10 protein-coding genes are annotated in these 14,151 nt (G+C 67.8%); 8 read left to right on the top strand and 2 right to left on the bottom strand.

Annotation, left to right across the window (positions count from 1 at the left end; all coding sequences use genetic code 11):
* A partial coding sequence (gene rpoC, locus ACRDPN_RS11630; protein ID WP_431447876.1) for a DNA-directed RNA polymerase subunit beta' occupies positions 1-2,525 on the top strand: 2,525 nt, incomplete at its 5' end.
* A 64-nt stretch (positions 2,526-2,589) separates the two neighbouring features.
* On the opposite strand, the gene ACRDPN_RS11625 is transcribed toward rpoC, so the two are convergent.
* The gene (locus ACRDPN_RS11625; protein ID WP_431447873.1) at positions 2,590-3,681 is read right to left on the bottom strand and encodes an acyltransferase family protein; all 1,092 of its coding nucleotides are present in this window, start codon (positions 3,679-3,681) and stop codon (positions 2,590-2,592) included.
* A gap of 47 nt (positions 3,682-3,728) precedes the next feature.
* Here ACRDPN_RS11625 and ACRDPN_RS11620 point away from each other — a divergent pair, with 47 nt between their 5' ends.
* Positions 3,729-4,235 carry an NUDIX hydrolase gene (locus tag ACRDPN_RS11620; protein ID WP_431447870.1) on the top strand — a complete coding sequence of 169 codons (507 nt, stop codon included), beginning with the start codon at positions 3,729-3,731 and terminating at the stop codon, positions 4,233-4,235.
* Positions 4,236-4,387: 152 nt separating this feature from the next.
* Here ACRDPN_RS11620 and ACRDPN_RS11615 read toward each other — a convergent pair whose 3' ends face one another.
* A complete protein-coding gene (locus ACRDPN_RS11615) occupies positions 4,388-5,536 on the bottom strand; it encodes a hypothetical protein (protein WP_431447867.1) in 1,149 nt (382 codons plus the stop codon).
* Positions 5,537-5,633: 97 nt separating this feature from the next.
* Here ACRDPN_RS11615 and ACRDPN_RS11610 point away from each other — a divergent pair, with 97 nt between their 5' ends.
* The 6 genes from ACRDPN_RS11610 to tuf all read left to right on the top strand — a co-directional run.
* Positions 5,634-6,938 (top strand): hydroxyacid-oxoacid transhydrogenase, encoded by a 1,305-nt coding sequence (locus ACRDPN_RS11610; protein WP_431447864.1) that lies wholly within the window; start codon positions 5,634-5,636, stop codon positions 6,936-6,938.
* On the top strand, positions 6,935-9,754 hold the full coding sequence (locus ACRDPN_RS11605) for an FAD-binding and (Fe-S)-binding domain-containing protein (protein WP_431447861.1): 2,820 nt from the start codon (positions 6,935-6,937) through the stop codon (positions 9,752-9,754). The genes ACRDPN_RS11610 and ACRDPN_RS11605 overlap by 4 nt, the downstream gene beginning before the upstream one ends.
* A 237-nt stretch (positions 9,755-9,991) precedes the next feature.
* A complete protein-coding gene (gene rpsL, locus ACRDPN_RS11600) occupies positions 9,992-10,366 on the top strand; it encodes a 30S ribosomal protein S12 (RefSeq protein WP_431447858.1) in 375 nt (124 codons plus the stop codon).
* Entirely contained in the window at positions 10,366-10,836 is a 471-nt protein-coding gene (gene rpsG, locus ACRDPN_RS11595; RefSeq protein WP_431447855.1) for a 30S ribosomal protein S7, read from the top strand. Before rpsL ends, rpsG begins: the two co-directional genes overlap by 1 nt.
* An 89-nt stretch (positions 10,837-10,925) precedes the next feature.
* The gene (gene fusA / locus ACRDPN_RS11590) at positions 10,926-13,037 is read left to right on the top strand and encodes an elongation factor G (RefSeq protein WP_431447852.1); all 2,112 of its coding nucleotides are present in this window, start codon (positions 10,926-10,928) and stop codon (positions 13,035-13,037) included.
* A gap of 87 nt (positions 13,038-13,124) precedes the next feature.
* Positions 13,125-14,151: elongation factor Tu (tuf, locus tag ACRDPN_RS11585; RefSeq protein ID WP_431447849.1), on the top strand; the 1,027-nt coding region annotated here is incomplete at its 3' end.

Below are 14,151 nucleotides of genomic sequence, written 5' to 3'. Positions count from 1 at the left end.
TGCACCAGTGCGGCCTGCCCAAGCAGATGGCGATCGAGCTGTTCAAGCCGTTCGTCATGAAGCGGCTCGTCGATCTCAATCACGCCCAGAACATCAAGAGCGCCAAGCGCATGGTCGAGCGCGGCGTCCGCGCCGAGGTGTGGGACGTCCTCGAAGAGGTCATCACCGAGCACCCGGTGCTGCTCAACCGCGCACCCACCCTGCACCGTCTGGGCATCCAGGCGTTCGAGCCGCAGCTCATCGAGGGCAAGGCCATCCAGATCCACCCGCTGGTGTGCTCGGCGTTCAACGCCGACTTCGACGGCGACCAGATGGCCGTCCACCTGCCGTTGAGCGCCGAGGCGCAGGCCGAGGCCCGCATCCTCATGCTCTCGACGAACAACATCCTCAAGCCGGCCGACGGCCGGCCGGTCACCATGCCCACGCAGGACATGGTCATCGGGCTGTACTTCCTCACGCTCGAGCGTGACGGCCAGCCCGGCGAGGGCCGCGGGTTCAGCTCGATGGCCGAGGCCGTCATGGCGTTCGACCATGGCGAGATCAGCCTGCAGAGCAAGGTCAAGATCCGCATCGCCAACGCCGAGGGCACCGTCGAGACCATCGACACGACGCTCGGCCGCGCGATCTTCAACGAGGCGCTGCCCGAGGACTACGCGTACGTCAACTACCAGGTCGGCAAGAAGCAGCTCGGCGTCATCGTCAACGACCTCGCCGAGCGCTACTCGAAGGTCGACGTGGGTGTTGCGCTCGACGCGCTCAAGGACACCGGCTTCCACTGGGCCACCCGGTCGGGCGTCACGATCTCGATCGAGGACGTCGTCACGCCGGAGCGCAAGCCCGAGATCCTCGCCACCTACGAGGCTCAGGCCGCCAAGGTCCAGCAGCAGTTCGACAAGGGTCTGATCACCGAGGACGAGCGTCGCCAGGAGCTCATCGAGATCTGGACCCAGGCCACCGCCGAGGTCTCGGCCGAGATGGAGAAGAACTTCGACGAGGACAACCCCATCTACATGATGGTCAACTCCGGTGCCCGCGGAAACATGATGCAGGTGCGTCAGATCGCGGCCATGCGAGGCCTGGTGGCCAACCCCAAGGGCGAGATCATCCCGCGCCCGATCAAGGCCAACTTCCGTGAGGGCCTGTCGGTGGTCGAGTACTTCATCGCCACCCACGGCGCCCGCAAGGGCCTGGCCGACACCGCGCTCCGCACGGCCGACTCCGGCTACCTGACGCGACGGCTCGTCGACGTCAGCCAGGACGTCATCATCCGTGAGGACGACTGCGGCACCGAGCGAGGCCTGCCCAAGGTCATCGCGACGCGTCTCGACGACGGCACGCTGGTGCCCGCCGAGAACGTCGAGACCTCGGCCTACTCGCGCAATGCCGCCACGGCCATCACCGACCCGAAGTCCGGCGACAAACTCGTCGAGGCCGGCGGTGACCTCGGCGACGTCGAGATCGGCCAGCTCGTCGCGGCCGGCATCGAGGAGGTGCGGGTCCGCACGGTCCTCACCTGCGAGGCCAAGGCAGGTACGTGTGCCAAGTGCTACGGACGCTCGCTCGCCACAGGCAAGCTGGTGGACATCGGAGAAGCGGTGGGCACCATCGCGGCCCAGTCGATCGGTGAGCCAGGCACGCAGCTGACCATGCGCACCTTCCACACCGGTGGTGTGGCCGGTGACGACATCACCCACGGTCTGCCTCGCGTCGTCGAGCTGTTCGAGGCGCGTCAGCCCAAGGGCAAGGCGCCCATCACCGAGCTGGCCGGCCGTGTCGCCATCGACGACACCGACAAGACCCGCAAGATCGTCGTCACCCCCGATGACGGTTCCGAGCCGCTCGAGTTCCCGGTCACCAAGCGTTCCCGGCTGCTCGTGCAGGACGGCGACCAGGTCGAGGTCGGCGACCAGCTCACGCACGGCACGCCGGATCCGCAGGAGGTTCTGCGCATCCTCGGTGTTCGCCGGGCGCAGGAGCACCTCGTGAGCGAGGTCCAGGAGGTCTACCGAAGCCAGGGTGTGGCCATCCACGACAAGCACATCGAGATCATCGTGCGCCAGATGCTCCGTCGCGTGACGGTCATCGAACAGGGCGACTCGCTGCTCATCCCCGGTGACCTGGTCGATCGGGCCCGGTTCGAGGAGGAGAACCGCCGCGTCGTGGCCGAGGGCGGCACACCCGCCTCGGGACGTCCGGTGCTGATGGGCATCACGAAGGCGTCGCTGGCGGTCGAGTCGTGGCTGTCGGCAGCATCCTTCCAGGAGACGACGCGCGTCCTCACCGACGCGGCGATCCACGGCAAGTCGGACGCTTTGCGCGGGCTCAAGGAGAACATCATCATCGGCAAGCTCATCCCGGCCGGCACCGGCCTGGAGCGCTACCGCAACATCCGGGTCGAGCCGACCGAGGAGGCCCGCCAGGCGGCCTACGCGGTCACCGGCTACGAGTCGTACGACTACGGCTTCGGTTCACCGGACTCCGCACCGGTTCAACTGGACGATTTCGACTTCACGTCGTACGAATGAGCTGAGGAGCGAGCCCAGAAGGCCCCCGCCATCGGCGGGGGCCTTCTGCACGTCCGGATGAGGTTCAGGCCTCGATCTTGGTCGACGGACCGGTCGCCTCGGCCGACTGGTCCCTGGGCGGCGGCGTCCTGAACAGCCAGTTGAGCTTCGGCTCGAACACCGGCCGGAAGATCTTGGCGACGACCTCGAACATGAGCAGGTTGGCCAGGATGGTGGCACCGATGATGCAGGCGATCACCGCGGGAACGCCGTACGGCTCGATGCTGCTGAAGAGTCCGAGCTGGTGCGTCAGGAACAGGATCACGTAGCCGTGCAGGAGATAGCTGTAGAAGGTGCGACCGCCCAGCCGAGTGGTCCACGAGCGGCGCTTGGGCACGAGTGACAACGCGGCGAACGTCATCACGAACCCGACCACCAGCAGCTCGGCGCGCTGGGTGATGCCCTCGAGCGGTGTGGCGCTGAGCGGCAACTCGTCGTACCGCTGCTTCCAGAGCAGCCAGTCGGTCTCCCAGCCGGCCGAGTACCGGAAGCAGATAAGAAACGCCACCACCAGCACGATGCCCGAGACGATCCGCACCGGGATTTCGGTGAGCCGCTCGAACCACTCCCGGCTCATGTGCATACCGACGACGTAGAACGGCAGGAAGCCGAGGATCTTGGGCAGGGCGAGCACGTTCGGGATCTCGAAGAGCCCGACCGTCAGCGAGATGATGATCGACGTGGTGATGGGGTACTTGAGCGCCCGCCAGATCGGCGTGGTCAGCCGCCACACGAACAACGCGGCCAGGAACCACGCCAGCCACTGCGGCGAGAGGATCATCAACGGGTCGGGGTCACCGGTGTAGTGCCGGGTGATGAGTTGCATCGACGTCTCGACGATGAGGTACGGCACCACGAGGGTGCTGACGGTGCGTCGCACCTGCCGCGCATCGCCCATGAAACGCCGCGCCGTGTATCCGGAGATCAGGACGAAGAACGGCATGTGGAACGCGTAGATCCACACGTACACGGCGCGAGCGGAGTCGATGTCGCCGAACTGTGTGAGCGAGTGCCCGATGACGACCAGGAGCATCACCCAGTAGCGGGCATTGTCGAGGTAGGCCACCCGCTCCTTCGTTGGAGCGGTCGTCACGGGCACCGATTCGAGCGCAGTCATCGTGGTTGACTCTAATGGCTCCGGCTGAGACGAACCTAGGAGGAACGGTGGACTCCGCTGACCATGGGGCCGACCCCAACCTGCGGACGCAACGGCTCGGTGCCTACGCGGTCGTCGTGCACGATGATGCGCTGCTTCTCACCCGCATCTCGGCGTCCGGTTTCCCGGCCGGTTGGTGGGCGTTGCCCGGCGGCGGCGTCGACCATGGCGAGTCGCCGCACGTGGCAGTGGAGCGTGAGCTGTACGAGGAGACCGGGATGCGGGCCCGCTCACGCCGGCTCGTCGACGTGCACGACGTTCACGTCGTCGACCTGGGTCGGGGGGACCGGTACGAGGACTTCCACGGCGTTCACCTGCTCTACGCCGTGGACGTCGACACGAGCGTCGAACCGCGGGTCGTGGAGAAGCACGGGACGACCGATCTGGTGCGGTGGGTGCCGCTGGCCGAGCTGCCGCCGCAGGCACCAGACGCCGCACCCGGTCCCTTGCTACCGGTGGTCGGCTACGTGCTCGACCATCTCGATCAGTTTAAGGGCGCACCTTCCGCTCCCTGATGGGCTCGCGCGGCCCCGCATCCCGACCGGCGGCGTTCTCGTCGGTCTGCGCCGCCCCCACGGGCAGACCCGCGGGAGGTGCCCCCACCCCGGCCCGCGCATCCCTCCTCGGCCTTGCCGGATCGGGCGCGGATGCCACGCTCCCTGATCCATCAGGGAGCGGGAGGCCCGCCCTTCTTGTCCGGTGGGGTGTAGAAGAGCATCGCGTAATAGCCGCGGGCGGAGAGGACGTAGCTCGCCAACGCGGTCTCTCCGTTCTTGCGTTCGGCGATGTAGGTGGTGGTGATCTCGTTGAGGTCCTCCACGACGTCCTTGGCGGGCTCCTTGGAGACGGACTCGGCGAACATCGACGCGATTCGGTCCGCATCCAGCGCCTTGGTGGTCGCGACTCCCACGAAGTCCGGCTCGAAACCGCTCAGCAGCACGGTCGAGCCGAGAGGCGGAGTCCAGTCGTTGAGCAGCGGCGTGGTGAGCGGCGCGTCCTCGTCCATCTTGGGCCAGATCAGCCCGGACGTGTCGGGCTGAGTGACCTCGCTCGGGACATCGATGTCGCTGTCACCGCGACGGTCGAGCTGGCCGCGCCGGGGATCGCCGACATACTCGACCGTCAGCTTCATGACCGGGCTCTGGTTGGTGGCCGGGGGAGCCGTTCGGGTCCGGATGTTGCCCGGGTCGACCCTGAGCGTGACCTTCAGGTCGCGCTCGTTGGGACCCTTGCCCTCGGCCTCGATCCTGCACCCGGTGATCCGGCGGTCGCGTTCGTCGCAGTACGAGCTGATGTCGCTACGGATGATATCGGCGTCGGGCAGGATGACGTCGATCTGCGCCGCCATGCGCCGGACGACCTCGGTCGGCGAGCCGTCGATGCGCATAAGCGAGATCGTGGTGTCGGGCTTGGGTGGGGACTCGAGCACCCGGAAGGTGTCGTCGCTGGGCTGCGTGGTGGGCGTCGGTGTCGGGGACGGGAGCGGAGTGCCGTTGGCCTCGGCCTCCGTGCGCCGACGTTGCTGTTCGGCGTCGCGCTGGGCCTGCGCCGCGTCGAGCTCGGGCTTGTACGACGCGATGAGCCTCTCGCTGCGGTACCGCACCAGCGGGCCGACCTGCGTCGCGCCGCGAGGCACCTGGAATCCGTACGCGATCGGGCTGTCCGGACCTGACTCGTGCTCCGAGATGTCCGTGGGTGCGGGCCGGTCCGAGGTGTTCCTCCGATCGGTAGACGAGCCGCCGACTGGTTGGTCGCAACCAGCGGCGGTACCGGCGAGCACGCATGCTGCCAACGCGACCGCGGCCCGTCTTCTCATCGCTTCCCATCCCATGGTCGACACGGTCCGTTCGTCCGGTCGCCGACGCGTATCCTCGGCTCTGTCGTCGACATTCTTCCACCCGAGGAGAGCCCCCGTGACCGGCTTCCGGCCCGAGCATCCCGAAACTGTCTTCACCTATGGTGCCCCCGGGCTCAAGTTCGGGGTGGGTGCGCGTCACGAGCTCGCTTTCGACCTCGCCCAGCTCGGCGCGCGCCGTGTGCTGGTCGTCACCGATCCGGGCGTCGCCGCCACCGGAGCGCCCGGTGAAATCGCCGACGCCATGCGCGCCGACGGCGTCGAGGCGGTCGTGTTCGACCGCAGTCGGGTCGAGCCCACCGATGCCAGCATGATCGAGGCGATCGAGTTCGCCCGGTCGGAGGGCCCGTTCGAGGCGATCGTCGCAGTCGGCGGCGGCAGCAGCATCGACACCGCGAAGGCCGTGAACCTCCTGGTCACCAACGACGGCGACCTGATGGACTACATCAACGCCCCGGTCGGACGCGCTCAGTCACCCACCAACGCGTTGCTCCCACTCGTCGCCGTCCCGACCACCACGGGAACGGGGAGCGAGAGCACCACGATCTGTGTGCTCGACGTCGTGAGTCAGCACGTCAAGACCGGCATCTCGCACCCGCGCCTGCGCCCGACCCTCGCTGTCGTCGATCCGGAGCTCACGCTGACGCAGCCGTCCGGGGTCACGGCGGCTGCCGGTCTCGACATCCTCTGCCACGCGCTGGAGAGCTACACCGCGCGTCCGTATGTGTCGTACGAGCACAAGAATGCCGAAGAGCGAGTGCCGTACTGCGGGTCCAACCCCATCGCCGACATGTGGTCCGAGCAGGCACTCGTGCTGATGGCGGGTGCGTTCCGCACCGCCGTGCACGACGGCAAGGACCTCGCCGCACGCACCCAGGTCGCCATGGCCGCGACGTTCGCGGGCCTTGGCTTCGGCAACGCCGGCGTCCACATCCCACATGCCAACGCCTACCCGATCGCCGGTCAGGTCCGTGACTTCAAGCCCGAGGGCTACGACGCAGACCACGCGATGGTGCCGCACGGCATGGCTGTCGCACTCACGGCGCCGGCCGCGTTCGGATTCACCTTCGAGGCGGCGCCGGAGCGTCACGTGCGCGCAGCAGAGCTGCTGTCGAAGGGCTCGACCGACGACTGGGCGGAGCGTCCGGACGATCCGGCCGACCACCTCCCGCGCGTGCTCACGGGCATCATGCGCGAGGTCGGCATCCCGTCCGGTCTGGCCGAGGTCGGCTACGGCTCGGGCGACGTCGACGCACTCGTCGAGGGCACGATGAAGCAGCAGCGCCTGCTGGCCACGGCTCCGCGGGAGGTCACCGAGGACGACGTCGCGGGCATCCTCGACGAGTCGATCGAGCTTTGGTGACACAGGCGACCGCGAGCACCACAACCGACGTCGTCGCCGAGCTGCGACGACTGGGGGTGGCGGACGTCGACGACTCGTCCCTCACCCGCGCGCTCTACAGCACGGACGCCTCGCTGTACCGCGTCGTGCCGCGGGTCGTCGTGCGACCCCGCCACGTGGAGGAGGTGCTTGCCGTCGTCGAGGCCTGCGCGACGACCGGTGTGCCCATCACGGCACGCGGTGCCGGTACGTCTATCGCGGGCAACTCCGTCGGAGCCGGGGTGGTGGTCGACTTCGCCAAGCACCTCAACCGGGTCCACGCCGTCGACCCGGCAGCCCGCACCGCGACCGTCGACCCAGGTGTCGTCCACGCCTCGCTGCAGCGCATGGCCGCGCCGCACGGCCTGCGGTACGGCCCGGACCCGTCGACTCACACCCGCTGCACCGTCGGCGGCATGATCGGCAACAACGCCTGTGGCAACCGTGCGCTCGGCTACGGACGCAGCGCCGACAACGTGGCCGGCCTCGACGTCGTCACGGTGGCAGGGGAGCGGTTGGTGGTGGGCCGGAACCTCGCACCCACCTCGCCGACCCTGGAGCGTTTGCGCGCGGTCGTCTCCGGCGGACTGTCCATCGTGCGCACCGAGATGGGCACGTTCGGCCGGCAGGTGTCCGGGTACAGCCTGGAGCACCTGCTCCCCGAGCGCGGCTTCGACGTCGCCTCGTTCATGGCCGGTACCGAGGGAACCCTCGGCGTGGTGCTCGGGGCCACGGTTGACCTGGTGCCGGACGCCTCGGTGCGGCACCTCGTGGTGCTCGGCTACCCGAGCATGGCCGAGGCCGCCGACGACGTCCCGGCGATGCTGCCGTTCGAGCCCGTGGCCTGCGAAGGTCTCAACGCACGCGTCGTCGAGGTCTATCGGATGGCTCACGGTGCAGGCTCGGTCCCGGACCTGCCGGACGGCGACGGCTTCCTCTACGTCGAGCTGGCCGGCGAGAACGCCGCCGAGCTCGCGGCCACCGCCGAGCGCGTTGCCGCCGCGTCCGACGCCCTCGCGCACCGCCACGTCACCGAGCGCGGCGAGCAGGCCGTTCTGTGGCGCGTCCGGGAGGAGGGCGCGGGGCTGGCCGCGCGGGCCCTTGATCCTCCGGGTCTGTCGGGCTGGGAGGATGCCGCGGTTCCGCCGGCCAACCTCGGTGCCTATCTGCGCGACTTCGAGGCGCTGATGGAGCAGCATCGAGTCCACGGCGTTCCCTATGGCCACTTCGGCGACGGCTGCGTGCACATCCGCATCGACTTCCCGCTCGACGAAGTCGGCGGCCACGCCGTCTACCGCGACTTCGTCACCGACGCGGCTCGCCTCACGGCGTCGTACGGCGGGTCGCTCTCGGGTGAGCACGGCGACGGCAGAGCGCGGTCTGAGCTGCTGCCACTGATGTACTCCGCCGAGACGCTCGCGATGTTCGGGGCGGTCAAGGACGTCTTCGACCCCACGAACCTGCTCAACCCGGGCGTCCTGGTCGAGCCGGCACCCCTCGACGCCGATCTTCGCGGCTCCGGGCGCAACTGGGCGCCGGGCTTGGCGCCGGCGCGCCAGGGGCTTCGGCTGCTGCACGACGACGGCGACTTCGGCCGGGCTGTGCATCGCTGCACCGGCGTCGGCAAGTGCCTCGCCGACGGCCGCGGGTCGGGCGCCGTCATGTGCCCGTCGTACCAAGCCACGCGCGACGAGAAGGACTCCACCCGCGGCCGCGCCCGTGTGTTGCAGGAGATGGTCGACGGACGCCTGGTCACCGGTGGCTACGCGGCGCCGGAGGTGCACGAGGCGCTCGACCTGTGCCTGTCGTGCAAGGGCTGCCTCAACGACTGCCCGACGGGCATCGACATGGCCACCTACAAGTCCGAGGTGCTCCACCAGACGTACCGAGGACGGCGGCGCCCGCGCAGCCACTACGTGCTCGGGCGGCTGCCGTTCTGGGCCCGGCTCGTCGCGCCGATCGCCTGGCTCGCCAACCTCGGCTTGCGCACGCCGGGTCTGCGGTCGATCGCCCGATGGATCGCCGGCGTCGACCAGCGCCGCAGCCTGCCGATGTTCGCCACGAAGCGGTTCTCCCGCCTCGCCGGGTCGCGGACGGCGAAGGGAACCGTGCTGATCTGGGCGGACTCGTTCACCGAGTACTTCTCGACCGCCGGTGGACTGGCGGCCATCGACGTGCTCGAGGCGGCGGGGTACGAGGTCGAGACACTCGCACAACCGCAGTGCTGTGGCCTGACCTGGATCACCACTGGCCAGCTCGACACCGCCCGCGAGCTGGTGGGTGGCGCGGTCGAGCAGCTGCATCCGTACGTGGCCGCGGGCGTGCCCGTCGTCGGGCTGGAGCCGTCATGCCTCTCGGTGCTGCGCTCCGACGCGGTCGAGCTGCTCGACGACCCGCGGGCCGCCGAGGTCGCCGGGGGAGTGCTGACGCTCGCCGAGCTGCTCGCTCGAACCGAAGGCTGGAGCCCGCCAGACCTGACCGGCACCGAGGTCGTCGTCCAGCCGCACTGCCACCAGGCGTCGGTCATGGGCTTCGAGGCCGACCTGGAGGTGCTCGGGCGCACCGGGGCGAGCATCACGCGCCTCGCCGGGTGCTGCGGGCTCGCGGGCAACTTCGGCGTCGAGAAGGGCCACTACGACGTGTCCGTGGCGATCGCGGAGCACCAGCTGCTGCCGGCCGTACGGGATGCCCGCCCCGACGCGGTGATCCTGGCCGACGGCTTCTCCTGCCGGACCCAGCTCGACGACCTCGCCGGCGTCGAGGCGCTGCACCTCGCCCAGCTGATGGCTGGCCGCTGACCCCACATTTTCGAGGTCATCTCACCGAGTTTCGACCAACGGGCGGCTGCACCGCGGTCGCTCAACCTGTCCCGGAGCTCGTCGCTGCGCTCCTCGTCCGGGCCATTTTGTATCTGGTGGTGCGTTTGGGTAGTCTTAAGCGCTGTGCCTGGCGTCTTTCAGGCCGACGGTTGTGCCCCGGTTCCGGTGGCTGCCGTCGTGCAGCAACCCGACTGTCCAAACGAAAGAAGTTGTGTAGTGCCCACGATCAACCAGCTGGTCCGCAAGGGCCGCCAGACCAAGGTGGTCAAGACCAGCACGCCGGCCCTCAAGGGTTCGCCACAGCGTCGTGGCGTGTGCACTCGCGTGTACACCACGACGCCGAAGAAGCCGAACTCCGCGCTGCGCAAGGTTGCCCGTGTCAAGCTCTCGAGCGGCACCGAGGTCACGGCCTACATCCCCGGTGAAGGCCACAACCTCCAGGAGCACTCGATCGTCCTCGTCCGCGGCGGACGCGTGAAGGACCTCCCGGGTGTCCGCTACAAGATCGTTCGTGGCTCGCTCGACACGCAGGGCGTGAAGGGCCGCAAGCAGGCTCGCAGCCGGTACGGCGCGAAGAAGGAGAAGAGCTGATGCCCCGCAAGGGTCCCGCCCCGAAGCGCGTCGTCGAGACCGATCCGGTCTACAGCAGCCAGCTGGTCACCCAGCTCATCAACAAGGTGCTGGTCGACGGCAAGAAGCAGACCGCACAACGCATCGTCTACACCGCCCTCGAGGGCACGCGCGACAAGTCGGGCACCGACCCGGTCATCACGCTCAAGCGCGCGCTCGACAACGTCAAGCCGAGCCTCGAGGTCAAGAGCCGCCGCGTCGGCGGTGCCACCTACCAGGTGCCGATCGAGGTCCGGGCCAGCCGCCAGACCACCCTCGCCCTGCGTTGGCTGGTCAAGTACTCCGCCGAGCGTCGCGAGAAGACGATGTCCGAGCGCCTGATGAACGAGCTGCTCGACGCCTCGAACGGCCTCGGCGGCAGCGTCAAGAAGCGCGAGGACACGCACAAGATGGCCGAGGCCAACCGCGCCTTCGCCCACTACCGCTGGTGACGTGAGTTTCGCTTGGATCTCGGCGTGCCGAGGGCCTCACGGAAACTTCCAAGACTTCATCCAAGACCTACGAGGAAACCTGACTTAACGTGGCTACCGACATCACAACGGATCTCACCCGTGTTCGCAACATCGGCATCATGGCGCACATCGATGCCGGCAAGACGACCACGACCGAGCGCATCCTCTTCTACACCGGTATCAACTACAAGATCGGTGAGGTCCACGACGGCGGCGCCACGATGGACTGGATGGAGCAGGAGCAGGAGCGCGGCATCACCATCACGTCCGCCGCCACGACCTGCTGGTGGAAGAACACCCAGATCAACATCATCGACACCCCCGGTCACGTCGACTTCACCGTCGAGGTCGAGCGCAACCTGCGCGTCCTCGACGGCGCCGTCGCCGTGTTCGACGGTGTCGCCGGCGTCGAGCCGCAGTCCGAGACTGTCTGGCGCCAGGCCGACAAGTACGGCGTGCCGCGCATGTGCTTCGTCAACAAGCTCGACCGCACCGGCGCGTCGATCGTCTACTGCGTCAAGACCATCCGTGAGCGCCTCGGCGCAACGCCGCTCGTCCTGCAGCTGCCCATCGGCGCCGAGGGCGACTTCATCGGCGTCGTCGACCTCGTCGGCATGGGCGCCCTCGTGTGGCGCGGCGAGACCGCCATCGGCGAGGACTACGAGGTCGAGGAGATCCCGGCCGACATGGCCGACGCCGCCGCAGCAGCCCACGAGACCTTGCTCGAGACGCTCGCCGACCACGACGACGAGATCGCCGAACTCTACCTCGACGAGCACGACGTCAAGCCGGAGCAGCTCAAGGCCGGCATCCGCCGCGCCACGCTGGCCGCTTCGCTGACCCCGGTGCTGTGCGGCTCGGCGTTCAAGAACAAGGGCGTCCAGCCCCTGCTCGACGCCGTCATCGACTACCTGCCCTCGCCGATCGACGTCGGCGACGTGTTGGGCCACGACGTGAAGGACGAGAGCGTCTCGGACACCCGCTCGCCGTCCGAGGACGCGCCGTTCGCTGCTCTGGCGTTCAAGATCGCCTCGGACCATCACCTCGGCAAGCTGACCTACCTGCGCGTCTACTCCGGTCGCCTCGAGGCCGGCAGCTTCGTCACCAACGTGACGAAGGGCCGAAAGGAGCGGATCGGCAAGATCTACCAGATGCACTCCAACAAGCGTGCCGAAATCGCGTCGGTCGGCGCCGGCCAGATCGTCGCCGTCATGGGCCTCAAGGACACCACCACCGGTGAGACTCTCGCCGATCCGGCCAAGCCGATCGTGCTGGAGTCCATGACGTTCCCGGCGCCGGTCATCCAGGTCGCCATCGAGCCCAAGACCAAGAGCGACCAGGAGAAGCTCGGCACCGCCATCCAGCGGCTTGCCGAGGAGGACCCCACGTTCCAGGTCCACGGCGACGAGGAGACCGGTCAGACGATCATCGCCGGGATGGGCGAGCTCCACCTCGACATCCTGGTCGACCGCATGAAGCGCGAGTTCAACGTCGAGGCCAACGTCGGCAAGCCGCAGGTCGCGTACCGCGAGACCATCAAGCGCAACGTCGAGAAGGTCAGCTACACCCACAAGAAGCAGACGGGTGGCTCGGGCCAGTTCGCCAAGGTCATCATCGACATCGGGCCCAACGGCGTGGCAGCCGGAGGCGAGGGCGGATACGAGTTCGTCAACAAGGTCACCGGTGGCCGCATCCCCAAGGAGTACATCCCGTCGGTCGACGCCGGCGCCCAGGACGCCATGCAGTTCGGCGTGCTCGCCGGCTACCAGATGGTCGACGTGCGTGTGACCCTCCAGGACGGCGCCTACCACGACGTCGACTCCTCCGAGCTCGCGTTCAAGCTCGCCGGCTCGATGGCCTTCAAGGAGGCCGCCCGCAAGGCCGACCCGGTCCTGCTCGAGCCCGTGTTCGAGGTCGAGGTCCACACGCCCGAGGACTACATGGGTGACGTGATCGGTGACCTCAACTCGCGGCGCGGACAGGTCCAGGCCATGGAAGAGGGCTACGGCGGAGCGAAGCTGATCCGGGCGATCGTGCCGCTGTCCGAGATGTTCGGGTACGTCGGAGACCTGAGGTCGAAGACCTCGGGCCGTGCGTCATACTCGATGCAATTCGACTCTTATGCCGAGGTCCCCAAGGCCGTGGCCGAGGAGATCATCAAGAAGGTCCGCGGAGAGTAAGCGGCGAACCATTCAGTAAAGTGTCCTGAGGTTCCCCGCGGACCGACGGCGTCAATCGAAGCAACAATCAATTCAGGAGGAGCCCCCGTGGCTAAGGCGAAGTTCGAGCGGACGAAGCCGCACATGAACATCGGCACCATCGGTCACATCGACCATGGCAAGACGACGTTGACCGCGGCGATCACCAAGGTGCTGCACGACAAGTACCCCGATCTGAACGAGGACTACGCGTTCGACCAGATCGACAAGGCGCCCGAGGAGAAGCAGCGCGGTATCACCATCTCCATCGCGCACGTGGAGTACCAGACGGAGAACCGTCACTACGCCCACGTCGACTGCCCCGGCCACGCCGACTACGTCAAGAACATGATCACCGGTGCAGCCCAGATGGACGGCGCGATCCTCGTGGTCGCCGCCACCGACGGCCCGATGCCGCAGACGCGTGAGCACGTGCTGCTCGCCCGCCAGGTCGGCGTGCCGGCCATGGTCGTGGCGCTCAACAAGTGCGACATGGTCGACGACGAGGAGATCCTCGAGCTCGTCGAGCTCGAGGTCCGCGAGCTGCTCAGCGAGCAGGAGTTCGACGGCGACAACGTGCCGATCATCAAGGTCGCCGCTCAGCCCGCGCTCGCCGGAGACGAAAAGTGGGGTGAGTCGATCGTCGAGTTGATGGATGCGGTCGACGAGTACATCCCGATGCCCGAGCGTGAGGTCGACAAGCCGTTCCTCATGCCGGTCGAGGACGTCTTCACGATCACCGGTCGTGGCACCGTCATCACCGGTCGCATCGAGCGCGGCGTCGTCAAGGTCAACGAGACTGTCGACATCGTCGGTATCCGCGAGCACAAGCAGACCACGACGGTCACGGGCATCGAGATGTTCCGCAAGCTGCTCGACACCGGCGAGGCCGGCGAGAACGTCGGACTGCTCCTGCGCGGCACCAAGCGCGAGGACGTCGAGCGCGGCATGGTCGTCATCGCTCCCGGCTCGACGACCCCGCACACCGAGTTCGAGGGTCAGGTCTACATCCTGTCCAAGGACGAGGGTGGCCGTCACACGCCGTTCTTCAACAACTACCGTCCGCAGTTCTACTTCCGCACCACGGACGTCACCG

Origin of the sequence: Aeromicrobium sp. (assembly GCF_050700635.1) — a bacterium.
Lineage (GTDB): Bacteria > Actinomycetota > Actinomycetes > Propionibacteriales > Nocardioidaceae > Aeromicrobium.
The sequence above is the reverse complement of the archived record's forward strand: the minus strand, read 5'-3'. Positions and strand labels throughout refer to the sequence as shown.

What these genes read in the sequence shown, in the direction of transcription:
- ACRDPN_RS11625 (WP_431447873.1), bottom strand. Translation starts at nt 3,681, where the DNA reads ATGACTGCGCTCGAATCGGTGCCCGTGACGACCGCTCCAACGAAGGAG.
- ACRDPN_RS11615 (WP_431447867.1), bottom strand. Translation starts at nt 5,536, where the DNA reads ATGAGAAGACGGGCCGCGGTCGCGTTGGCAGCATGCGTGCTCGCCGGT.
- rpsG (WP_431447855.1), top strand. Translation starts at nt 10,366, where the DNA reads ATGCCCCGCAAGGGTCCCGCCCCGAAGCGCGTCGTCGAGACCGATCCG.